This is a genomic window from Proteus sp. FME41 (genome assembly GCF_014897315.1).
Lineage (GTDB): Bacteria > Pseudomonadota > Gammaproteobacteria > Enterobacterales > Enterobacteriaceae > Proteus.
On the sequence record NZ_JABUYL010000025.1, the window covers coordinates 1 to 24239 of the forward strand.

At 35.7% G+C, this 24239-nt stretch carries 20 protein-coding genes; all 20 read left to right on the top strand.

All coding sequences use genetic code 11. From position 1 onward, the window contains the following. A partial coding sequence (locus tag INT04_RS19380; protein WP_319022973.1) for an RHS repeat-associated core domain-containing protein occupies window positions 1-557 on the top strand: 557 nt, incomplete at its 5' end. Then, a complete protein-coding gene (locus INT04_RS16985; protein WP_193017284.1) occupies window positions 554-1096 on the top strand; it encodes an SMI1/KNR4 family protein in 543 nt (180 codons plus the stop codon). The genes INT04_RS19380 and INT04_RS16985, both read left to right, overlap by 4 nt. A 216-nt stretch (window positions 1097-1312) precedes the next feature. Continuing rightward, window positions 1313-1675 (top strand): imm11 family protein, encoded by a 363-nt coding sequence (locus tag INT04_RS16990; RefSeq protein WP_193017285.1) that lies wholly within the window; start codon window positions 1313-1315, stop codon window positions 1673-1675. Between the two features lie 533 nt (window positions 1676-2208). Beyond that, window positions 2209-2694, top strand: a complete 486-nt coding sequence (locus INT04_RS19500; protein ID WP_319022974.1) for an RHS repeat-associated core domain-containing protein — start codon at window positions 2209-2211, stop codon at window positions 2692-2694. A 635-nt stretch (window positions 2695-3329) separates the two neighbouring features. Continuing rightward, complete coding sequence (locus INT04_RS17000; RefSeq protein ID WP_193017286.1) at window positions 3330-3677, top strand: hypothetical protein; 348 nt, start codon at window positions 3330-3332, stop codon at window positions 3675-3677. Between the two features lie 889 nt (window positions 3678-4566). Then, window positions 4567-5064 carry a type VI secretion system contractile sheath small subunit gene (gene tssB / locus INT04_RS17005; RefSeq protein ID WP_193017287.1) on the top strand — a complete coding sequence of 166 codons (498 nt, stop codon included), beginning with the start codon at window positions 4567-4569 and terminating at the stop codon, window positions 5062-5064. 20 nt (window positions 5065-5084) lie between these two features. Next, window positions 5085-6563: a type VI secretion system contractile sheath large subunit gene (gene tssC, locus INT04_RS17010; protein ID WP_193017288.1), complete on the top strand. Its 1479-nt coding sequence runs from the start codon at window positions 5085-5087 to the stop codon at window positions 6561-6563. Window positions 6564-6568: 5 nt separating this feature from the next. After that, window positions 6569-7006 carry a type VI secretion system baseplate subunit TssE gene (gene tssE, locus INT04_RS17015; protein WP_193017289.1) on the top strand — a complete coding sequence of 146 codons (438 nt, stop codon included), beginning with the start codon at window positions 6569-6571 and terminating at the stop codon, window positions 7004-7006. Between the two features lies 1 nt (window position 7007). Further along, entirely contained in the window at window positions 7008-8792 is a 1785-nt protein-coding gene (tssF, locus tag INT04_RS17020) for a type VI secretion system baseplate subunit TssF (RefSeq protein WP_193017290.1), read from the top strand. Further along, the gene (gene tssG / locus INT04_RS17025) at window positions 8756-9805 is read left to right on the top strand and encodes a type VI secretion system baseplate subunit TssG (protein ID WP_193017291.1); all 1050 of its coding nucleotides are present in this window, start codon (window positions 8756-8758) and stop codon (window positions 9803-9805) included. Before tssF ends, tssG begins: the two co-directional genes overlap by 37 nt. A 5-nt stretch (window positions 9806-9810) precedes the next feature. After that, window positions 9811-11052 carry a type VI secretion system-associated FHA domain protein TagH gene (tagH, locus tag INT04_RS17030; protein WP_193017292.1) on the top strand — a complete coding sequence of 414 codons (1242 nt, stop codon included), beginning with the start codon at window positions 9811-9813 and terminating at the stop codon, window positions 11050-11052. 1 nt (window position 11053) lies between these two features. After that, window positions 11054-11608, top strand: coding sequence for a type VI secretion system lipoprotein TssJ (tssJ, locus tag INT04_RS17035; protein WP_193017293.1), 555 nt, complete (start codon window positions 11054-11056; stop codon window positions 11606-11608). A 2-nt stretch (window positions 11609-11610) separates the two neighbouring features. After that, window positions 11611-12969, top strand: a complete 1359-nt coding sequence (tssK, locus tag INT04_RS17040) for a type VI secretion system baseplate subunit TssK (protein WP_193017294.1) — start codon at window positions 11611-11613, stop codon at window positions 12967-12969. After that, window positions 12962-13717 (top strand): type IVB secretion system protein IcmH/DotU, encoded by a 756-nt coding sequence (icmH, locus tag INT04_RS17045; RefSeq protein ID WP_193017295.1) that lies wholly within the window; start codon window positions 12962-12964, stop codon window positions 13715-13717. The genes tssK and icmH overlap by 8 nt, the downstream gene beginning before the upstream one ends. Before the next feature lie 9 nt (window positions 13718-13726). Then, window positions 13727-16363 carry a type VI secretion system ATPase TssH gene (gene tssH, locus INT04_RS17050; RefSeq protein WP_193017296.1) on the top strand — a complete coding sequence of 879 codons (2637 nt, stop codon included), beginning with the start codon at window positions 13727-13729 and terminating at the stop codon, window positions 16361-16363. Then, complete coding sequence (locus INT04_RS17055) at window positions 16360-17157, top strand: Fis family transcriptional regulator (RefSeq protein WP_193017297.1); 798 nt, start codon at window positions 16360-16362, stop codon at window positions 17155-17157. Before tssH ends, INT04_RS17055 begins: the two co-directional genes overlap by 4 nt. Beyond that, a complete protein-coding gene (gene vasI / locus INT04_RS17060; protein WP_226894157.1) occupies window positions 17154-17816 on the top strand; it encodes a type VI secretion system-associated protein VasI in 663 nt (220 codons plus the stop codon). Before INT04_RS17055 ends, vasI begins: the two co-directional genes overlap by 4 nt. A 5-nt stretch (window positions 17817-17821) precedes the next feature. Further along, a complete protein-coding gene (gene tssA, locus INT04_RS17065; protein WP_193017298.1) occupies window positions 17822-19282 on the top strand; it encodes a type VI secretion system protein TssA in 1461 nt (486 codons plus the stop codon). Between the two features lie 5 nt (window positions 19283-19287). Further along, window positions 19288-22836, top strand: a complete 3549-nt coding sequence (tssM, locus tag INT04_RS17070; protein WP_193017299.1) for a type VI secretion system membrane subunit TssM — start codon at window positions 19288-19290, stop codon at window positions 22834-22836. A 38-nt stretch (window positions 22837-22874) separates the two neighbouring features. After that, a complete protein-coding gene (locus INT04_RS17075; RefSeq protein ID WP_193017300.1) occupies window positions 22875-24206 on the top strand; it encodes a VasL domain-containing protein in 1332 nt (443 codons plus the stop codon). Window positions 24207-24239 lie beyond the last annotated feature (33 nt).

Here is a 24239-nt window from a genome sequence, read left to right on the forward strand (position 1 = left end):
AAGATAAAGAAAGTGGCTTGTATTACAATCGCTTTCGCTACTATGATAAGGACACAGGGCAATATATTTCGCCTGATCCTATCGGATTATTAGGTGGCTTTAATCCGTATGGGTATGTGCATTGTCCAACGGGGTGGATAGATCCGTTTGGGTTGAGTGGAACTCGCCTCCCCAAAACCAATGGATATTGGGATGGTGTACCAGGAGAAAGCAACTGGTTCTCTAATAACAAACTTGTTAATGCTGTCACTGGTGGTAAGCCTGTGCCATTTTCAAATGGTCGGCCAGATTTTTCACCTTGGTCAAAAGGTTCTATAATATTTGAAGCTGGTGTTCTTGATGGAAGTAGAAATGACTTTACAGAAGTATATAAATATATTGCTAAGCAAAAAGGAATAACACAAACTGCGGCTAAAGATTTGTTATCAACAAATAAAATTACTCCACATCACTTTAGCACAACAGAGATAATTTTAGTACCAACTGATTTGCATGGAAACGTTCCACACATCGGTTCAGCATCCGATATGAGAAACTCAAATAAAGGTAAAAAATGATATACAAACTTAAATCCTTAAAAGTAAGGTTTACTTCCATTGAAGTAAGTAAAAAAATTACCCTTTTAGAAAATCTTGAGAGAATAACAGGTGTATTACCTAAGGATTATCATGATTTTTTATTATATTTTGGCAGTAATGTAAAATTTGATGCAATAGTAATTTTCAAAGGTATTGAATCTTCACCGTGGGCCGATGATAAAGGATTTGATACTATCGATTATTTTTATGGTTTAAATAATATCAATAATGAATATACTATTTTTGAAATGATTGAAACGTATAAAAATGATCTTGAAATGAAATTAATACCCATTGGTTTTTCATCTGGTGGAAATCAAATATGTATATGTACCCAAAGAAATATGAAAGGCACTATATGGTTTTGGGATCATGAAGAATTCTCCCTTTTTAAGAATGAACAAATTGTTTCAGGATTAACATTAGTTGCTCATGACTTTAAAGAATTTATTGATAAGCTTGAAATAGAAAATAACATTTCGCCCTCAAAAGCTATAGGTGGCTATCTTGATTTTTAACTTTAAGTTAACAAAAAAGCTTATTATAATAAATATCTAGTGCAATATGTATTATATTATAGAAGAAACATATGAAGATGAATATTATACAGATGCTGTAGTCGAAAACATACAAGAGATTTTAGACTATAAAGTATCTTTACCTGAAAAATTAGGAAATAACTTTCCTAGATTAATGGTAAAAGTAATATCTAAAAATAAGCCCACTGATTTTTTATGAGTGGCCCAATATTAATAGTTTCCAAAGAGTTAAAAGATATATTTGATAGATTTAATTCTAAAATAGAATACTTTCCTGTTTCTCTTATCCATAAAAAAACAATATATGAGAATAATTTTTATTTTGCTCATGTACTGTGTGATATAGATTTTATTGATAAAGAAAAATCCATCTATACGATGGATCGTGGTTATTTTGATGAAATAGAGAAACTAGTTATAAACGAAGATATACTAAATAATGAACCCATCGTAATATTGACTAAATCATTTTTAAGAGTTTTGATTATAAATGAAGAGCTTTTTAAAGAAATAAATAAATTAAGCATTACAGGAATTAATTTTTCAACAACATATTAGCCTACATTTAGACGCAAGCCGGAAAAACTTATTGGTCTATCCGGCCTTGTAACATCATCTAATTTTACTCTATTTATAATTATCAATACGATAAAGCCTTTAATCTGGTCAATATTGATGATGCTCGCTGGAACCGCACACAATATCGCTATAACGCCAACGACCAAATTGTTGAAACCCAATACAGCAACCAGTTTGAATGCCAAAGCGAGAAGTTTCAGTACGATAACAACTTAAATATCACCGAGCACCAGTTTATTCCGTCTGATGCACAAGGTGCGTTTTTACAACTGACACAACAGCAACAAAAAGGCCGTGTCACTCGCCGTATCACCGCCAAAGGTTATCAAGATTATCACTATGATATTAATGGTCGATTAACGCAAAAAGGGGTTCATCAACACGGTTTTCGAGCAAAAACATGGTATTACCAATGGAATACGCTTAATCAACTTATTGCCTGTTTTAATCCTGAAGGAGAATGTTGGCGTTACACTTACGATGCCTTTGGGCGACGACTAAGCAAAAGTAAGGTGGTCGATAATCGCCCTATTTCACCGCCCAATTCACCGTTTAAAAATAAACGCATTCAGCGTGTTGATTACCTGTGGTCTGGCGACCAAATGGTGCAAGAGACCCCTATTTATGCCGATGGCACACCGGCTTATGATTCGCAAATTCAGTGGCTCTATCAACCCGGCGAAATCACCCCAACAGCCCGTTATCAACGTGGAAAACTGCATTATGTCGTCACTGACCATCAAGGTACACCACGCGAAATCTTTAGCGAAAAAGGCATTGTCAGCTGGGCAGGACGGTTAAATACCTGGGGACAAATGGCGTTTTGGCAATCTCACGATGATTATGCCGATAACGACCCTGAATATACCGAATGTCATTTTCGGTTTGCCGGACAATATGAAGATAAAGAAAGTGGCTTGTATTACAATCGCTTTCGCTACTATGATAAGGACACGGGGCAATATATAAAAAACAATCGTGGTGAGAACGTACGATGAGAGAAAACTATAAATTATTATGACTACTTACTACTATTATAATGAATTTTTACTTACTTTATATGTACACCTAAGGCAAACAGAGTTATCTATAATTAGAGGCTTAAGCGATAGATGGAAACCTGCAAGTATTTATTTGAAGAAAAATTAATTAATTACTAAATTTAATAGACATGTTAAACTTAAATAAAGTTAGCTTTAATGAGGGTTTTTATAGATCTCTTATTAAATTTTATTTTAGATAAAAAGGGAATAAATTTATCACATCCAGAAAAGTTGATGATATATATCTATTATTAAAAATCCTTAATGAAGTTACCACTGCCCCCTTTTTTTTACAAGGAGATAATAAAAGTTCAGGATGAAATAAAAAAGAGAGTTAATTGCAAATAAAGAAAAACATTAGTGGATAATATAGAACATTATAACTAAAGTTTCCATGATAAGTTTATACCATTAACAAAACAACCAACACCAAACAAAAAAACAAAAAAACAAAAAAACAAAAAAACAAAAAAACAATAAATTAAACAAGATACAATATAAATCAATAAATAAAAATGACATCAATATCATAATTTAAAGCATTAATACGAAAGTCATTTAATATAAAAATTTAATTAAAGAGAGAATATATGAAAGTTGCATTAATTATTAAAAATAGAGAAACTAATAAAGTAGATTTAATTAAAATTATTCGTCATTATTTTAATATAGAAATAAGTTTAATACTAAAAAATATCGCTCTAGGTGAACCTATTTTTGTTAAAGAATTATTTGATGAAACATATGAACTTAATTTTTCAATTCAACTTTTAAATATTATAGAAAATTTAGATCACTTTAATATTGCCTACTCTCTTTATGAATTAAGTTATCAAGAAGAATACTTAAAAGATCAGCAATATGGCGAAATTACAATCGATATTATAAAAAACATGATCACATCACGAAACCAAGATTTAGATCAATTTTATGATTAAAGGTAAATAAAAAAGACTATTGTCATCAACAAAATTATCAACTTGACACCAATAAAAAGCAGAGAGAATATTATAATGTTCCTTTATATTTGAGTGAAATAGATAAAAAACTCACAGGATAAAACTGAGTTCTATCAAATTATTTTAAATTTGACCAATATCCAGTGCAATTGGTTATTTTTATTTAAGTTAAATATCAAACTCACTATAATCTATAAATAATTCCGCTCTCATTTCTATAACTCACATTTAAAAATACTTAAGCACTTCTTTTAAATTCTGACATGTTAATTTAACTTAATTTCCTACCTCACCTCCATTTTAATTTACCAACATAATAATAAACACTGGTAACATTATCACTACTTATAAAACCGTTCTATTTTTCATCAGAAAAATATTAAAATCTAAAAAAAACAATATTATGAAGCCTAAGATAAATTAACCTTATTTATCTTAGACTTACCATTACATAAAATAAATAATTCACTATGAAATTTCCATTTTCCATATTTGCAATTTAAATTAAATATAAATTAATTTATTCCTATCGAATTGCATAATATGAGTAAAACAGATAAAAAAACTTACTTAGAAAGCTAAATCATTATATTTAAATTAAATACAATACTAATTAATTGTAAGGAAAAGTAAAAACAATTAAATATTTCTTATTGACTCAAGGACGGTTTTATATAAAACTAAATGCATATATTAGAAAAATTACTTATTATTTTATTTTTAGTTATTATTTTGTTTCTACCAGGAAAATTAAACTCATATAAGGTGATTATATTATTACCTAGGATAGGTATTTCTTAATTTAAATTATTCACAACACGTTGAGTATTTAATTAAGAACTTAAGCTAAATAAGGAGCTTAGTTTAAATGAGTAAAAATACTCTTGGTAGTGTTGCGCCAAAAGAACGTATTAATATCAAATACATCCCTAATGATGGTGGTGTTCAATCTGAAGTCGAATTGCCTTTAAATATGCTGATCGTGGGTGATATGAAAGGTAAGACAGAAGAAACCCCGATTGAAGATCGGAAAACCATTTCTATTAATCAGAACAACTTTAATTCTGTTATGGAAAACGCGGGTATTAATCTTAATATTGCGGTTCCAAATGCATTAGATGAAAAAAGTGAATCTGACCTTAACATCAATTTAGAGATTAAATCACTGCAAGATTTTTCTCCTGACAATATTGCACGCCAAGTTCCTGAGCTAAAAAAACTATTAGAACTAAGAGAAGCGCTTGTTGCGCTAAAAGGCCCTCTTGGCAATATCCCTGCTTTTAGAAAACGTCTGCAAGAACTTCTGGAAAATGAAGCAACACGCGAACAGTTACTGAAAGAACTTGATATTGCTAGCCAAAAATAATGTTTACAGAGGATGACCTTATGTCTTTAGTTAATGAAGCACAACAAGAACAGGCTGCAATATCTAGTGGTTCTTTGCTTGACGAAATTATGGCGCAATCAAGAATGTCGCCAGAAACCGAAGCCTATAATATTGCTAAACAAGGTGTAGCTGCTTTTATTAGTAATATTTTTGCTAATCCATCAGAAGAAGAGCCGATTAATAAGCTCTTAATTGATAAAATGCTCGTTGAGTTAGACACACAATTAAGTGCTCAAGTTGACCAAATCTTACATGCACCGAAATTTCAAGAAATTGAGTCATCATGGCGTTCACTAAAATTGCTAGTTGATCGTACTGATTTTCGTGAAAACATTAAAATCAATATCTTACATGCAACAAAAGAAGAGCTATTAGAAGATTTTGAATTCTCACCTGAGATTGTTCAATCTGGGTTCTACCAGCATGTTTACTCTTCTGGTTATGGTCAATTTGGTGGTGAACCTGTTGCGACAGTGATTGGGAACTATGCATTTAATAACACCACACCTGATTTAAAATTAATGCAATATGTCAGTGCGGTGGGGGCAATGGCTCACGCTCCCTTTATTTCATCCGTTTCGCCTAATTTCTTAGGTATTAGTAGTTATGCTGAATTACCCGCTATTAAAGATCTGAAATCTGTCTTTGAAGGCCCTGCTCATACGAAATGGCGCTCACTACGCGAATCTGAGGATGCACGTTATTTAGGCTTAACCGCACCTCGTTTTTTAGTGCGCTTACCTTATTCACCAACAGAAAATCCAATTAAGTTATTTAATTACTCTGAAGATGTGAAACAAGATCACGAGCATTATTTATGGGGCAATACTGCATTCTTATTAGCAAGTTGCATTAATGACAGCTTTGCTAAATATCGCTGGTGTCCAAATATTATTGGCCCTCAAAGTGGCGGTACTGTTGGTGATTTACCTGTTCATAATTTTGAAGCTATGGGTGAGTTACAAACCAAGATCCCAACAGAGGTTTTAGTCACTGACCGACGTGAGTTTGAATTAGCAGAAGAAGGCTTTATCACCTTAACGATGCGTAAAGGTAGCGATAATGCAGCATTCTTCTCTGCAAACTCGGTACAAAAACCGAAAAATTATCCTAATACACGTGAAGGAAAATTAGCAGAAACTAACTATAAGTTAGGTACTCAGCTTCCTTACATGTTTATTATCAATCGATTAGCTCACTATATTAAAGTACTACAACGCGAACAAATTGGCTCATGGAAAGAGCGTCAAGATCTTGAGCGTGAACTTAATATCTGGCTAAAACAATATATTGCGGATCAAGAAAATCCACCCGCAGATGTTCGTAGTAGACGCCCTCTTCGCTCGGCTCAAATCCAAGTACTGGATGTTGATGGTGATCCAGGTTGGTATCAAGTGGCTATTCAAGTTCGTCCTCATTTTAAATATATGGGTGCAAACTTTGAATTATCACTTGTTGGTCGCTTAGATAAGGAATAAGTGCGATGACAGCTCTGTATAACTTGGAAGATAACCCCACTTCCAGTTTATTTGAGCGCATTCAAGGGAAGAGTATAGGCTCTTCCCAACGCGCCAAAATCCAAGCGTTACTCATGTCAATTAAGCAAAATTTAAATCAAATTTTAAATAGCAGACCTTTAGGTTGCCAAAGTACACCGGCTCTAGGTGTGCCTGATTTAAATGACGCGACATTAACAGGAGTCGATTTCAAGGTTTATTTGTCCAATATTATTGCAGATTGCATTACCACTTATGAACCTAGAATAACCAATGTCACTGTTCATTTTATAGAAAATGAAGCAGAACCGTTGTCACTACAATTTAATATTACGGCTTTTATTTTATTAGAAAATCAAAATCAGTTTATTGAATTTAATGTGCAATTAGACAGCAACCGTAGATACCAATTGACGCAATTTTAATATGTCTTCAAATCACTATTTTGATAATGAATTAAGTTACCTAAATAAGCTTGAACAGTATGTCGCAACTGAAAAACCACAGCTTATTAATCAAATATCTGAAAAGGTACGTGATCCTGATGTCGCACGTCTTTTAGATGGTATTGCTTATTTATCCGGTAATTTACGAGAACAAATAGATAGACAATTTCCTGAACTGACAAACAGCTTAGTGAATATGCTATGGCCTGCTTATGCACGCCCTTTTCCTAGCATGACAATAATGGAATATCGAACTGAATCCTCTCAAAAATGTGCTGTTAAAATAATGAAAGGGCAGCCATTTGTTAGTCGTCCGCAATATATTCAAAATGATTTATCTGAGAATGATGATGATAATTGGCACCAATGCCAATTTACACAATGTCGCGATTTATGGGTGATCCCAACACAGATAACTCATATGACCCAAAATAAAAATACGCTGGATATTCATTTTTCTCTAAACCAATTACAGCCACTAGCAACAGTTGGCTTAGAGAAACTGTGTATTTATCTTAATGGACTTTCTTATACGACAACTCAGCTATTTTATTTATTAAACAATAAAGTCAAAAAAGTCAAAATAATTACAGATAAACATCAATTTGCATTAGATAACTTCTCTGTCGAGCCTATCGGCTTTCATGCTGAAGACTCGCTTTTGCCTTACCCCAAAAATAGCTATGAGGGATATCGTTTATTACAAGAGTATTTTTGTTTTCCTCAGGCCTTTATGTCTTTAGCTCTAAAGGGATTAGACAATATTCCACCCGCTCTAAATACTGATACTTTTAGATTATCAATTCAATTTGATTGTGATATTCCAGAAGCGATGCTGATTACAGAAGATAGTGTAAAAATAAATAGTGTTCCTGCGGTTAATTTATTTGAATCGGAGAGTGAAGCAATTAATTTGACAGGAAAAGAAACAGAATATGTTTTAAATAAAAGCCATAAAAGACAAGATTGCTATGATATTTTTTCAATAAATACTATTCAAGGTTTACGGTATATTCCAAATCAACGTGCTTATATTACGCATTACACCGCTTTTGAAAGTTTTCATCATCAAAATAATCAAGAAAATCCAGAAAGGACTGGCTATTATCGCTTAAAAATCGCACATCACAAATCCAATTATGGTTATCAACATACTTTATCATTTGTGCGAAATAATGAAGAAAATTGGCTCAACTGTGAAGAGAGCATTTCAGTCTCAATGAACTGCACTAATCGTACTTTGGCGTCTTCTTTATCTTCTCATTCGATAAAACTTGATGAATATACGGTTATTTCAGGCATTTTATCGGCAAGCAATATCATTAAACCAACAAAAGCGCTTTATCCTTTGTTAGGAAATACGTTGTATTGGTCAGAACTCACTAACTTATCTATTAATTATCAATCTTTATTAAGCTTAACAGCACTCAAGCAGATTTTACAATTATATGATTTTAAAGCGACTTTTTATCAGCAATCTGCGCGTCAATCGCAAAAATGCCTTGATGCAATAACAGATTTAAAAACAGAGTCTATTGAATATTTATATAAAGGTTTGCCTGTTAGAGGTGTAAAAACAACATTATCAATACATCAAAGTGCTTTTATTTCAGAAGGTGCAATGTATCTATTTTGTTCTGTATTAGCACAATTCTTCACCCTTTATACCAGTGTTAATATGTTTCACGAATTGGAAGTCATTAATTTAGATAATAAGGAAATTTATCTTTGGCCAGCGAAAATAAACCAGCAAATACTCAAATAGCAGATATTGAGAAAATAGAACGCTGGCTAAATAATAAAGCTGGCAAATCTATTACTGAATATAGCTTTTACCAATTAGTTGAGTTGCTTAATAAATTACATACTCAAAAAACAGTACTGAATAATGAAAGCGCTATTCAGTTTAGATCAAGCGCGAATACCGCATTTCCAACTCGAGATGTCGTTTCGTTACGCCAAGATAAACAAGGTCAATTCGATTTAGAAGTTTCCTTTTTAGGCTTGCATGGTAGCCAATCCCCATTGCCAGGCTATTACCTCGATCATTTTGCATGGGAAGAAGCACAACAAACTAACCAACTGACTGATTATCTGAATTTATTTAATCATCGCTTAATCACATTGCTTCACCGCATATGGCGGAAATACCGCTATTACATCTGCTTTGAAGATGGTGGCCATGATGCATTTTCCCGTTATATGTTTTCTCTTGTGGGATTAGGAAGTGAAGTCAATCGTGGCATGATGAATATCAACCACAGCAAAATGCTTGCTTATGCCGGATTACTTGCTAGTCCTAGCCGTTCCCCTGATGTTATCTGTAGCTTAATTTCCCATTGCTTTGACTTAGAAAAAGTCGAGTTAATCGGATGGGAAATACGCAAAGTGCCTATTCCTGAAGATCAACAGAATCGTTTAGGGATTGTTGCTCGTCATTCAGGACAAAAATCTCGCCCTAAAATAGTGTTAGGTGAAAATTTTAATATAGGTTCTCACATCTATGATTGCAATGGTAAATTTACCATTGAAATCAGTAGATTACCGATTGAACGTTATATGTCATTTCTGCCTAATGGCAAAGATTTTTTATCGCTCATCACGTTTGTTTCTTACATCATGCATGAACAACTTGCATGGGATTTACGCCTACGTATTGCAGATAAACAAGCCAATGGAATTTGCTTAGGGAAAGAACAACACAACCAATTAGGTTGGCAAAGTTTTCTAGGAAAACCTGAAGCAACCCCCAGTGTGACAATGACTATTTTGGAATAATATTTATGGATAATTATTTACCCACAATCTCTTTTCGCTTAATCAATAGTGAGTTGCTTGAAAGTGGCTATGTGCCAAATAGTCAATTTACCCAACTTGGTGGCACTATGGGTAGCAGTAAACAATCACATTGGGTAATACAAGATACTCAATCATCTATTGCTCCCACACAATGCGCTATTGTTTGGCAAGATAAGCAATTTTGTTTAAAAACACTTTCAGAGCCTGTTTATATTAACAATGCGCTGATCCCCATTGATATTGGTGCAATTTGCCTATCGCAAAATGATCAAGTCAGGATTGGCCAATTAGTCTTGTCCGTTAATATTAATTTAACACAAAACGATAAGCCGGATCTAATGGCCATGACGCCACAGTCGTTGATTATGGCTGATGATAATCCACTCGATCCCCTGCTGCAAAAAAACACCTCCTCTACTCATAAAGTAGAAAACTACATGTCTTTGGCTCCAACGATTTCTGGTGCAATGACGCATGATCCCTTAAAAGCGCTTGAAAGCGAAAGCTTAGAGCTTATTCAGCCGTCTTCTCCAAATACAGGTCATTACTCACTTTCTTCGCCTCGTTCAGATAATCAGGGAGATCTTATGGTTCAAGAGTTTATGGATTTACCAGAAATTACATCTCAAGATAATGAGATAAATGCAGACGTTGACTATGTTGCTATTAACCCATTAATGAAAGGACTGGGCGTACACCTTAACTTACAAAATTCCCAGCAAGCGAATGATTTTCTGATTGAACTAGGAAAAACTACACAATCTGCGATTAAAGGCTTATTGGCATTACAACAGCAAGAAAATTTACAAGATAAGCAGCTACGTCCCATTGAAGATAATCCACTTCGTTTAAACAATGAATACGACAGTGTTATGCGTTTAATGTTTACTGATGAACGTAGCCCAGTACATTTATCCGCACCTTCGGCAGTGGCAGAAAGCTTACATAATGTTCAATTACATTATCATGCTAATCAAGAGGCCATTTCTGCCGCATTAGCAACATTGCTAGAAGCCTTTTCTCCTCAGCACTTATTAAAACGATTTTCTCATTATCGCCGTAGTTACGATAACAGCCCTAGTGATAGCGCTTGGGCATGGGAAATGTATACCAATTATTACAATGAGTTAGCGTCATCTCGCCAACAAGGATTTGAAAAACTATTTTATGAGGTTTATACCCACGCTTATGACCGAGCCTTAAGACAAGGGCTTGATGAGGTGTGATATGTCGATAAGAACGCTCATGACTTATCTCCTTTTTATTTTTGCAAGCACTCTACTCAGTGGGTGTAGTGGTCCTATTGAAGCGGTCTCAAAAATAGGCAAAGTCATGTGGGATCCTTCAATACCCGTGGGCGCAGAAAAAGACCAACCTTCCGTTGTTGCATTCACGCTATTAGCCGAGCCTGAAATCAATCCTAATTATCAAGGAGAGGCAACACCTGTTCAATTACAAATTGTGTATATGAATGAAGATTCTATCTTTGCCTCTTTAGATCAAGACCAAATTATTGAAGAGGATTGTGACCTCAAAAAATTATTAAAAAGAAATTATATTGATCATCAAGATTACACCCTACTACCAGACCAATATAAACCTCTCGATCTTATCGAACTAGATAAGAAGAACAAATACATCGGGATCATTGCTTATTACTCTGATGCCAATATAACTCAGTGGAAAAAAATATTAAAAATCAATGGAGTTGGTCGTCATTACACTCTGCTAATCCATATCAAAGAAAATGAAATTGAATTTAGAAAAGAAGAGGATCAATAACAATGTCAACAAAAAACAAAGTGATATGGCATGAAGGGTTGTTTATTAAACCTCAACATTTTCAGCAGCAACAACGTTATCAAGATTATATTATTGAAACGCTAATAAAAACGTATCACGCTCATTACTATGGTTTAAGTCAACTGACACTGAATACAGAATTATTAAGCCTAGGTCGTATTGGTCTTAAAGAAGCTGCGGGGATTATGCCAGATGGCACGCTGTTCTCGATCCCACAGCAAGATAATCTTCCTTCGCCTATAGATATTTCACAAATTAATGAAGGCAGTGACAATATTATCTATTTGGCATTGCCATTACAAAACAGTACAGTCAGTGAGATCTCACATTCCCATAATGGCAACCATTTATTAGCACGTTATAGTGATGTGTTAACACAAGTTCGTGATTTACACACTGAAAATGGTGACATCAGCCAGCTTAATATTGCAAAACTTAATCCTATTTTAAAATTAGGGAAAACAGAGCTAGACGCTTATGTGATGTTGCCGATTTGCAAAATAAGAGAGATCAGCGCTGATGGCCGTTTAATTCTGGATAAAAACTATATCCCAACTTGTTTAAATTCTCAGATCTGCCCAATTTTAGCTGAGTTTTTAGCTGAAGTTGAAGGTGCACTGTTTGAACGAGGACGTCAAATAGCCGAGCGTATTGGTTCACCTGGTCAACAAGGAATTGCTGATGTAGCTGAATTTATGATGTTACAGCTACTTAATCGTGCGTATCCTCAATTTTCACATTTATCTAAACAAACCGTTGTTCATCCTGAACAACTCTTCAGAGAATTACTTCAATTTAGTGGCGAAATTCAAACATTTACTAATGGCTCTCGCTTGCCTGATAAATTACCGATTTATCGCCACTATGACTTAGCATCTGGCTTTTTGCCGTTGATTAAATCTATTCGACAAGCCTTAAGTGTGGTCTTAACCCCAAGAGCTGTTCCTATTCCATTGCAAAAACAAGAACATGGAATTCGAGTTGCAACAATCCATGACAGACAACTTCTTCAAAGTGCTGAATTTATTATTGCGGTACGAGCTCAATTACCTCAAGAGCAACTGCGTCGCCAATTTGCTCAGCAGGCAAAAGTCACTTCAGTAAATCAAATTCGTGATTTAGTCAGCGTTCAAATGCCAGGAGTCGGTTTTATCGCACTATCAACGGCACCTCGTCAGTTACCTTATCATTCTGGCTATACCTATTTCCGCTTAGATCCACAAGGTGATTCTTGGACCGATATTCAACAACACGGAAGTATTGCATTCCACGTTTCAGGGCAATTCCCTGAACTTGATATTCAACTTTGGGCAATAAGAAGTGGAACGCAACATGAGTGACTCATCATTAATACAAGAGTTTACTGAAAAAAAAGTGGGCTTTAAATCATATCAATTGCCATTACGTGGTAACAACATCAATCCAATGATTGATGCTGCTACTCCTTTATTGGGCATGGTCATTAGAATGAAATCGATGTCTGTAACGCCACTTTCAGAAAAGCTTTTTCAGCAAGTGGTAACAGATATTCAGGCGATTGAACAACGACTCCAGACACATGGCTACGAGCCAGGAGCCATTGTTTCATTCCGCTATGTGTTATGCACATTTATTGATGAAGCAGCATTAGAGCTGGGTTGGGATCAAGATAATGACTGGGTGAAACAATCTTTACTCGTTCATTTTCATAATGAATCGTGGGGTGGCGAAAAGGTTTTCGTATTAATCGAACGCTTATTAGGTGAACCCAAGCGCTACCTCGATTTATTAGAATTTATTTATCTCTGTTTATGCCTTGGCTATCGCGGTCGCTATAAAGTCAGTAATGGCTATGGAGATGACTTTAATAAATTACTTCGTCAACTCCAAAAACAGATCCAACAACATAAAGGTGATGCTCAACCTATTATTTTATATAAAGAAAATGGAAAAAAATCACATCAATACCGTTTAGGACAGCGCTTTGGGATCCGTTATATCGTCATTGGCTCGCTGATCTTCGCCACCATTATTTACACTGTTTATGCTTCTAGATTGAGACATCAAACTCTCAATATTTTGGAACAGCTTAATACACTTCTTAGCTAGGACGCCCTTATGATCCAGATTGATCTCTCAACATTAGTCAATAGACTTCACCCTATTGCTAAACACGCTTTAGAAAATGCGGCTGCGTTTTGTGTAAGCCACCAGCAACTTGAAATTACCGTAGACCAATTTTTACAACAATTGCTGGATACACCACTGACCGATATCCGCACTATCTTTAATCAAGTTGATATCAATCCAATCAAGTTAACTGAGCTTTTAAAGCTCAACACGATACAGCACCAAAACATAACTCAAAGTTACCCTAATTTTTCTCCTTTGTTAGTGGAATGGCTGAAAGATAGCTGGCTACTGGCTTCGGCAGAGTTTAGTCATAATGAATTACGCTCAGGCGTATTATTGCTCGCCTTATTGCAAATACCTCATCGTTATCTCTCAAAACCAGCAGTAGAATTGTTGTCTCAAATCAACAGAGAGCAACTCAAACTTAATTTTAATGAATGGACACTGACATCAGCAGAAGCACCACTAACAGAAGCGAATAAATCAGCACACAAAGGTGCTCAGTCTGATTCTATGCTTGCCCGATTTACACAAAACATGACACAACAGGCAAGAAATAATCAACTCGATCCTGTTTTATGTCGTGACCATGAAATTGATTTAATGATTGATATTCTCTGCCGTCGCCGTAAAAACAATCCCGTGGTTGTGGGTGAAGCAGGTGTGGGGAAAAGTGCCTTAATTGAAGGGTTAGCTTTACGTATTATCGCGGGCGACATCCCTGAAAAACTCAAAAAATGCGAGTTATTAACATTAGATTTAGGAGCATTACAGGCGGGTGCTGCCGTTAAAGGCGAATTTGAAAAACGCTTTAAAGGTATTATGCAAGAAGTTGCACAATCACCCACTCCTATTATCTTATTTATTGATGAAGCTCATACGTTGATTGGTACGGGAAATCAGCAAGGTGGGTTAGATATTTCCAATTTATTAAAACCGGCATTAGCTCGTGGTGAATTAAGCACCATTGCAGCAACGACTTGGAGTGAATATAAGAAATATTTCGAAAAAGATGCTGCATTAGCTCGCCGTTTTCAACTTGTTCAAGTTAAAGAACCCACTGTAGACGAAGCCATTATTATTATGCGTGGATTGCGCTCTATCTATGAACACGCTCACCACGTCTTTATTGATGATGAAGCACTTTGTGCATCAGCACAATTAAGTGAACGTTATCTTTCAGGACGACAACTGCCTGATAAAGCGATTGATGTCCTTGATACAGCTTGTGCGCGTGCCGCTATTAATCTTTCGACACCCCCTAAACAATTATCAGCCTTAAAAACACAACGTCATCAAACCAAGATGGAATGCGATGTGTTAACTCGTGAACAGCAATTAGGTTTAAAAAATCACACAGAGCGCTTGGTGATATTAGAAACACAATCTATTGAAATAGATTCACAAATAGATGTATTGCAGCAAGCGTGGGAAAAACAGAAAAACATTGTTCGTGAAATTATCGAATTACGTTCAACATTATTATTAACATTAACTGAAACACTTGAAGAAAAAACAAACCATGAAAGTGTTGAAAATAACAGTGATGAGCTAAAATCGCGTTTAAATACATTAAATAATGAGTTAGATGAACTACATCAACATACTCTTTTAGTGTCTCCTCATGTTGATAAAAAACAAATTGCTGCTGTGATTGCAGAATGGACAGGTGTACCCCTTAATCGCCTATCACAAGATGCACTATTAGTGGTAACAGAGCTACCAACCTACCTTGAGCAGAGTATTAAAGGTCAATCACTCGCGATAAAACATCTTCATAAGCATTTATTAACGGCTCGTGCCGATTTACGCCGCTCAGGTCGTCCACTGGGCGCGCTCTTATTGGCTGGGCCAAGTGGTGTTGGTAAAACAGAAACGGTAATTCAAATTGCTCAGTTGATGTTTGGTGGAACGCAATATTTAACCACGATCAACATGTCTGAATTTCAAGAAAAACATACTGTTTCTCGCTTGATTGGTTCACCACCTGGTTATGTTGGCTATGGCGAAGGTGGTGTATTAACTGAGGCCATTCGTAAAAAACCTTATTCCGTTGTACTTCTGGACGAAGTGGAAAAAGCACACCCCGATGTTTTAAACCTATTTTATCAAGCCTTTGATAAGGGAGAATTAGCTGACGGTGAAGGTCGTGTTATTGACTGTAAAAATGTTGCTTTTTTCCTCACCTCTAATTTAGGTGATCACATCATCATGGCTAATGCCGACAAGCCGGATGAATTGCATGATGCCCTCTATCCAGAATTAACCACCTTCTTTAAGCCCGCGCTTTTAGCACGTATGGAAGTTATTCCATTTTTACCGTTAACGCAGGCTATTCTCAAAGAAATCATTGCCCACAAACTGGCACGTTTAATTGAATTACTAACGCAACGCTTTCACGCAGAGATCACGCTAGAAGAGACGGTGTCAGATGAAATATTACAACGTGCTTCAAGAGCAGAAAATGGTGCCAGAATTTTAGAATCCATTATTGATGGTGCATTATTGCCACCTCTTTCACTTCTACTGCTGCAACACAGTGCAAAAAATGAAGACATCAGGACGATACGGCTATCAACACAAGATAACCAATTCATTTCAGAGGTAAATGTAGACTTATGAAGCATAGACTGAAAAATGCGCTCTCTCTCTTAACTTGTTTAGATGTGGATTCACTGATCAGCCAATTTCTTGAGCTCAGTATGCCGCGCAGTCCATTTAGCGCACTTATTGTTTCAATGATTAATAAATCAGAGAACCGCTTAGAGAGCTGGAGTATTGATCTTAGTGAAAAAGTAGAGAAAAAACATTTAGATGTCGATATTACAGAAGCAGATCATCCGTTGATCCAGCTTCTGTCACGACCACAACCGATCCTCTGGCATGATTTGAAACAAGGCAGTTATATTAGCGATCATGCTTTACAGCAATTTATTGCCAAACAACCTGTGCATTGCGGGTTATTTAGTATTCCCTTTGTTGATCTTAGTAATAAACCTTATGGGTTAATTATTATGTTAGGGGAAGATCTCGATGAAACAGTTTATGAACAAGGGATTTTCTCTATTTACTGTAATGTTTTTCATCATCAATTAAACCATATTTTAACGTTTTCTCAATCCCAGCAGAAAATTTCTGATCTGCAATATTTATTGAAATTACAACAAGAAAAAGAAGAGAAGATAAATAAGACGTTACTTTCATTATCGGTATCAAATTTAACACCAACACAAATCTCAACTGATGCATTCGCTGAGGTAAACGATCTCACGTTGGCAACTGAACACTATGAAGCATCAATTCTGCGTTACCAACAAGAAAACAGTAATGACGACCTCAATGTCATCGCTCAAAATTTAAATATTTCGAAGCGTTCTCTTTTGTATAAATTAAAAAAATATGGATGTCTTAAATGATGTATTCGCGATCTATTTATTTCATTCTTCTGGCTTTTTTTTCGATGAGTCGTGTTTTTGCTCAAGAGAACGATAAAGAGAAAAAGAATGAAATCAATCTTATTGAACAAGCACTCTCACAGTGCCGTGAAGAGTCATCTCAACTTATTCGCTTATCTTGTTATGACCACATTAACGTTGAGAACAAACCAGTCTCTCCTGTTGATGTAAGTGCAATGGGTGATATCTGGCGTTTAGCGGTAGAACATGAAATGCAACGTGAAAATCACACTGCAGGATTTAGGGTAAGTGCAAATAATAAGAGCGCTTATCCCGTTATTATGACTATACCAGCCATGGGATATCTACCACCGCGCCCTATTCTCATGATCAGTTGTATTGACAACATTACCCGTATGCAAATTGCACTATCAAAAAAGCAAACCTCAGGAAGTATCCTGCTAATCACAGATAAAACCCAATTAAAGAGTAAATGGTTTCTACGTGAAAACGGTTACTTGCTTGAAGCAAGTCGCGGAATACCCGGTATTGATGAAATCAAACAACTGCTCTCTAGCGAAAAGTTAACCATTAAATTAGCGAATGATGAACAACTCATCTTTAATATTTCAGGCATTAACAAAGAGATAAAACCTCTGCGTTCAGCCTGCCATTGGTGATAATAATGACAACAAAAACACTCAGTGTATGGCGAGAACAACTTTTAGCCCCTCTGGATGAGGCAAAAATCAGCAGTCAGCTTGATGAAAACAGTACTGATTGGGAATATATCGAAAGTGAAATGATAAAATTTGGCTCACTAAGCCATAACACTTTAGATATTAATGATATTCAACATCGAGCATTACAACTCTTCGCAACGCAAACCAAAGATTTTCGTCTATTGGTGCATTTTCTAAGAACACTACAACATGCTGCCGTGCCTGAAGAGCTCGTACTTGCTGCTACTGTCGCTAGCACCTATATGCAACATTATTGGGATACCAGTTATCCTAATCATCCACGTTTAAAGCCTCGCTTAGCACAACAAATTCTTAAACGATTTGAATCAGTGAAAAATGGCTTTTGTCAGCAAGCAACACCTGAACAGCGTGATGATATTTTGGGTGAATTTGCCTATTTAGCGCAATTTTGGCATTCCAGTCAGCCTAATTTATCGGCACAAGTGGATGAACTGAGAAAAACTTATCAACATATTGAAAATACTCAACAATCTATCATTTCGATTGAAGAAAAAGCGAAAACAGAGTCCGTTAATGAGGTAAAAACACCTTCTGAAACAAAAGTAAGTTCTATTCCCTCTTCTGTTACACAGCCTCCTCATATTGACATTAATCAACGTGATGACCGCCAGTGGAAACAAACTTTATTAAAAATTGCAGGTATTCTTTGTGAACAAGCACCAAACGATGCGGTGGGTTATCACTTACGTCGGTATGCCATATGGCATAATATTCAAACGCTTCCCATAAGCGATAAGCAAGGAAAAACACCTTTAGCAGCGGTGGCAATTGATAGAGTAACCGATTACAGAGCGCAACTCGTACAGCCTACGCTGACTTTACTCAATGACATTGAGCAAAGCTTAACGCTAGCACCGTATTGGTTAGATGGGCATTTTATCGCAGCTCAAACCGCACAATTATTAGGGTTGTCTCACGTTTCATCAGCAATTGCTCAAGCGCTTTCTCTGTTTTTAACTCGATTACCTCAGCTTAACCATCTCTATTTCTCAGACATGACACCTTTTATTTCAGAAGAAACCCATCAATGGTTAAGTTGCTTAGAAAATAACACTAACAATAAAGTCAACTCATCGTTATCTCTACAAACCGAACAACAAGACATCATGACCTGTTTTGAACAAGAAGGTCTTAATGCCGCTCTATTGATGATTGATAACGCAATTTCAGCAACAACTGAACCCCGTCAGCGATTTTATTTACAGTTACTCTCAGCACAGCTTTTTGAAGCTTCAAAGATGAACTCCATTGCAACGGTTTATTTTAATCAGCTTTATCAAGATGCAATTCGATATTCATTATCAGAATGGGAACCTAATTTATTAAATCAACTGGCATCAAAAGCCGAACATCAACAGAATTTGTCTTCTCATAGGGAATAGTAATAATGAATTGGTCATTTCTTTCTGGAAAGAAAATAACGGATTTTATAAAAAAAATTTTCTTCGCTGATAAATCAAAAATTAAATCCTTATTTTTACTTTTAATTGCAGTAATTCCAGCACTGTTTGTTATTTGGATTTGGTGGTGGGGAGCTAATTATGAATTCAAAGGGGATTATCCATTACGATCACTCAGTGCACGCTGGTTAGCGACGGTTATCACTATTCTAATTGTTGTCAGTTGGGTCGGCATTGCAACGTGGCTTCGTGTTAAAAAACTTGAAGACCTGAAGTTAGATGTTGAATTAGCCATTATCGATCCTGTCCGTAATGATATTGAGCACCAAACTCGTTATTTAAATTACTGGAAATCACAATTTTTCAAACACCAAAATGGGCATACTAATGCACTTTACCAAAAGCCTTGGTATTTTGTTTTAGGCACTGATGGAAGTGGTAAAAATACATTATTAAAAAACAGCTTAAATACCTTAGATATTGCGCCGATTGAAAATATAGTCAGCGAACAAAAATTACCTTTGCATATTAAAATACAACTTGCTGATCAGGCGATATTGTTAATTCCTGAAGGAAAACTAATCACACAACCTAATCTTATTTTAGACAAACCCAAACTCTATCACCGTTTATGGAATGAATTATTAAACTGGCTAAATGAATATCGTGCTCGTCAGCCAATGAATGGCATTATTCTTACTGTTGATATATTACAACTACTGACAAACGACAAAGAAAAAAACAGTCAATTTATTGCCTCATTACATATGCGATTACAAGAAATTCGTATCGCATTTAATAGTCAATTACCTATTTATATCGTGTTTACAAAGCTCGATTTATTACAGGGATTTGATGCCATGTTTCAGTCACTAGAAGTAAAACAACGTGATGAAATATTAGGTGTGACATTTCGATTACATAGCGAAAACAGTTGGGAAAAAGACCTTAATGTATTTTGGGAACAATGGGTAAGCCAAATGAATAGCGCCCTTCCTGAAATGATGCTTAATCGCGTCGATGAAAGTCAACGCACTCAGTTATTTAGTTTTATTAGACAAATACAAGGGCTAAAAAGTAACGTTATTAATCTACTTAATGCATTAACATCCAGTGATAAACAACAGGACATTCAATTACGGGGCGTATACCTCACATCAGCGACACAAGTCGGTCAAGTTGATAATATATTTAGCCAAACGGCATCGGTTCAATATCATTTACCCACAGCACCTTTAGCAACATGGCCAATTGCTGAAACACACAGCTATTTTACGCAATCACTTTTTCAAGATGTTTTGTTATCAGAACCCAATCTGGCTGCTGAAAGTCAGTTTTGGCTTAAAAAGCATCGTAGAAGAGTCCTATTAGCTTCTGCTATCAGTTTTGTTGGCATTATCGCTTTGTGGAATGGCTGGAGCCACTATTACAGCAAGAATTATCAGTCGGGTGAAAATGTGCTTAACGAAGTGAAAGCCTTTCGTTCTTCTGATGCCACCATTACCACCAATATGGCCGGAAAAGAGCAACTAGCGGTACTTAATCCATTATTAGATGCCACATTAGCTTACGGTAATTATCGCGAAAAAAATGATACCTTCTCTGATCTTGGGTTATATCAAGGAAAGCGGGTTGGTCCTTATGTAGAAAATGTTTATCTTCAATTAATCACAGAACATTATCTGCCTTCAATGATGAATTCCTTATTGGTTGAATTAAATAAAGCCAAAACAGGAAGCGAGGAGAAACTAGAGATACTCCGTATTATGCGCATGCTTGAAGATAAAAGCGGACGTAATAATGAGATTGTTGAAAACTTTATGGCCAATTATTGGAGTCACTTATTTACAGGCCAGCGCGATATCCAATCTCAATTAATGTCTCATTTACAATACGCATTAAAACATACCGATTGGCAAGCTCAGCGTAAAGCCGGAGAAATAACGGCAATTAATGCATTTACCCCTTTTACTCAAGCTATTAACACTGCACAGAAAGAGTTAAGTCGTTTGCCACTTTATCAACGTGTTTATCAGACATTACGTCTTAAAGCGAACCAAGTTCTTTCATCACCATTAAATATACGTCATCAAGTTGGCCCAAGCTTTGACAGTATTTTTTCAGCCATTAATGAAGATAAGCTTCAAATGCCACAACTTTTAACGCTATATGGATTAACAAACTACTTTACTCAACATAATGATGAGCTGGTGGATTTAACCTTTTTAGATGCTTGGGTATTAAATTTAAGTACAAATACCCAATATAGTGACAGTGATCGTAAAGAGATCCAACGTCAAATCACTGAACAATATCTGAATGATTATACCGCCCAGTGGCGTGCGGCGATGAGTAACCTTGAAATAAGAGAGTTTGAATCGCTACAAGATGAGATTAATGCACTAGAGCAAATTATCAGTGGTGAACAACCAATACGCCGTGCATTACAAGTATTAAGAGACAATACTACATTACCGAAAATAGAGAGTTCACTCCCCATTGCTGACCAAAAGGCATTAATGGATGAGTTAAAATACAAACTACTCACCCGTTTAGATAAAGAGTTTTCGCCCCAAACTGAAATTTTAGTCAGTAATAATGGTGAGAATTTACAAAATCTCAATCAAAAATTAAATGAACTTCATCGGTATTTATTGGCTATTTATAACTCACCAGTCCCCGGTAAAGCTGCATTAAAAGCCGTGACATCTCGCCTTGAAGATAATAACCGCGACATTATTTTTGAATTATCCCAATCAGCTAAAACATTGCCTGAACCTATGAATCGTTGGGTAGGTCAACTGGCCGATCAAGCTTGGAATGTGGTACAAAAAGAAGCCATTCGCTATATGGAAGTTGAGTGGAATGAGACAGTGGTTAACCAGTATCACACCTATATTATTGATCGCTATCCATTCAATACGACAGCCACACAAGATGTACCTTTAAGTGAGTTTGAACGCTTTTTTAAGCCTAATGGCACATTAGATAGTTTCTATCAGCAAAACCTACGCCTTTTTGTCGAAAATAATCTGATTGAAAACAGTGATGGACAATCTCTTATTCGTCCTGATGTATTAGAACAACTCGAGATTGCGAATAGAATTAGAAATACCTTTTTTAATACACAAGGTAATTTAGAAGCACAATTTGCCGTTGAAGCACTTTCTCTGGCTGGCAATAAGCGTCGCAGTATTTTAAATCTTGATGGGCAATTACTTGATTATTCACACGGTAGAAGTCACACCGTTCACATGGTTTGGCCTAATTCAATGCGTTCAAATATTGAAAGCAAACTCACCTTAGTTCCTATTTCTGGTGATAAATCACCACGAGCACTTTTATTTAATGGACCTTGGGCACAAATGCGACTGATTAATGGTGGCAAACTCTCCAATATCAAACCACATTCTTTCGATGTGAAATTTACCCTTGATGGTGGTGATATGGCATACCGAATCTCCATCGATGAATCTAATAATCCCTTCTTTGGCGGATTGTTTACTCGTTTTAAATTACCAGAAACCCTTTATTAACTGATTTCCCCCTAATTAATAGGGGGATAGGATCTTTCATGAATACGCCAAAAGAAAAATTTGTGATAAAAATTGCAGGTTCTCCCTTAGATATCCCTGAATTTATCGCATTAAAAGCGGAATTTAATAAACTTAATCATCCTTCTCAACCTGAGATCAGTTGGACACTTATCGAGTCTCTTTCGCTAACATTATTTAAAACTCATGGTATCGACTTACAAAGTGGTGTTTATTACACACTTGCTCGACTTCACCTTAATGGACTCAATGGTTTTACAGAAGGATGTGAATTGCTTGCCAATATAGTGGTAAGTCAATGGGATAATCTTTGGCCTACTCAACCCAATCATCGATGCGATGTCTTTAATTGGTTTAATACCAAAGCAGGAGCTTTATTACGCCAATTAACTTTTTCCCCTTCTGATTTACGTTTAATTTATCGATCAGAAAGGGCTCTACAATTAATTATCGATCAACTTGCGCATACCGATTGGCCTAAATTACCAAAGCTTGAAAATTTACTTTGGTTTTTCCAAAATGCAGCAAAAACCTTAGAACAACATACAAAGGCTACCACACAAAAAAATAGCAATAATAGCGTTAAGATCCCCCCGATTGTCTATATCAGTGCATCTGACGAACTTAAAGAAAATAACACTTCCAAGCCTAATCCTATCGCTGAAGTTGTTTTATATGACGATCCCCCCATTGAGAAAAAACCAATGAGTGCAAAAAAAGGCTTTTTTATTGGATTATTAAGTAGCAGTGCTATTTTTATTGCTATTGGTATGGCGATTTATCTGCCGATGCAAAAAGAACTCTCCGCAATTACTGCTCAACCTGAAGGCGCCATTACGCAATGGTTATATCAACCGAATATCAGTTCATATGCAAATAATCTGGTTTTAATGGAAAAACAGTCTCCTATATTTGCGTTAAGAAAATCAGATCATATGTTGGAAGTAGCTAAAAAGCTTTGGCCTAATAATGCTGATCAATCTTACGCAACACGACAATGGCAAAATATCCTTACTACACGATTAGAAAATGCACCGATTGACAGCAGTTGGTCTGATACAAATAAATTAATTCAACAGCTTTCCGATAGGATTGTTCAACAAGAGCGCAACAGAGGAAGCTTCACCCTTTCTTATTTAAAAACAGCTATTTATGAAATTCAAAAAAGCCATAATAAAGCTGTTCCTATTGAAAATAAGCTATATGTATTTTCACAAGAAATAAGTAAAGAGCAGTCTATTTCACCAGCCTTAATTAATAATCTCGATGCAGATATTCATGGATTATTAGCACGATATTATCTCCTGCAAAAAGAAGCTGAAGAGTTAGGTTTAAAGCCTTATTCATATTAAAAATAACAAAAAATCATGACAGATATTATTTAT

Excerpts from the sequence above, each read along its gene's own strand:
- INT04_RS17055 (WP_193017297.1), top strand. The coding sequence starts at position 16,360 with ATGAAGCATAGACTGAAAAATGCGCTCTCTCTCTTAACTTGTTTAGAT.
- icmH (WP_193017295.1), top strand. The coding sequence starts at position 12,962 with ATGAGTGACTCATCATTAATACAAGAGTTTACTGAAAAAAAAGTGGGC.
- tssC (WP_193017288.1), top strand. The coding sequence starts at position 5,085 with ATGTCTTTAGTTAATGAAGCACAACAAGAACAGGCTGCAATATCTAGT.
- tssJ (WP_193017293.1), top strand. The coding sequence starts at position 11,054 with ATGTCGATAAGAACGCTCATGACTTATCTCCTTTTTATTTTTGCAAGC.
- tssE (WP_193017289.1), top strand. The coding sequence starts at position 6,569 with ATGACAGCTCTGTATAACTTGGAAGATAACCCCACTTCCAGTTTATTT.
- tssB (WP_193017287.1), top strand. The coding sequence starts at position 4,567 with ATGAGTAAAAATACTCTTGGTAGTGTTGCGCCAAAAGAACGTATTAAT.
- tagH (WP_193017292.1), top strand. The coding sequence starts at position 9,811 with ATGGATAATTATTTACCCACAATCTCTTTTCGCTTAATCAATAGTGAG.
- tssF (WP_193017290.1), top strand. The coding sequence starts at position 7,008 with ATGTCTTCAAATCACTATTTTGATAATGAATTAAGTTACCTAAATAAG.
- tssM (WP_193017299.1), top strand. The coding sequence starts at position 19,288 with ATGAATTGGTCATTTCTTTCTGGAAAGAAAATAACGGATTTTATAAAA.
- INT04_RS17075 (WP_193017300.1), top strand. The coding sequence starts at position 22,875 with ATGAATACGCCAAAAGAAAAATTTGTGATAAAAATTGCAGGTTCTCCC.
- INT04_RS16985 (WP_193017284.1), top strand. The coding sequence starts at position 554 with ATGATATACAAACTTAAATCCTTAAAAGTAAGGTTTACTTCCATTGAA.
- INT04_RS16990 (WP_193017285.1), top strand. The coding sequence starts at position 1,313 with ATGAGTGGCCCAATATTAATAGTTTCCAAAGAGTTAAAAGATATATTT.
- tssH (WP_193017296.1), top strand. The coding sequence starts at position 13,727 with ATGATCCAGATTGATCTCTCAACATTAGTCAATAGACTTCACCCTATT.
- INT04_RS17000 (WP_193017286.1), top strand. The coding sequence starts at position 3,330 with ATGAAAGTTGCATTAATTATTAAAAATAGAGAAACTAATAAAGTAGAT.
- tssK (WP_193017294.1), top strand. The coding sequence starts at position 11,611 with ATGTCAACAAAAAACAAAGTGATATGGCATGAAGGGTTGTTTATTAAA.
- vasI (WP_226894157.1), top strand. The coding sequence starts at position 17,154 with ATGATGTATTCGCGATCTATTTATTTCATTCTTCTGGCTTTTTTTTCG.
- tssA (WP_193017298.1), top strand. The coding sequence starts at position 17,822 with ATGACAACAAAAACACTCAGTGTATGGCGAGAACAACTTTTAGCCCCT.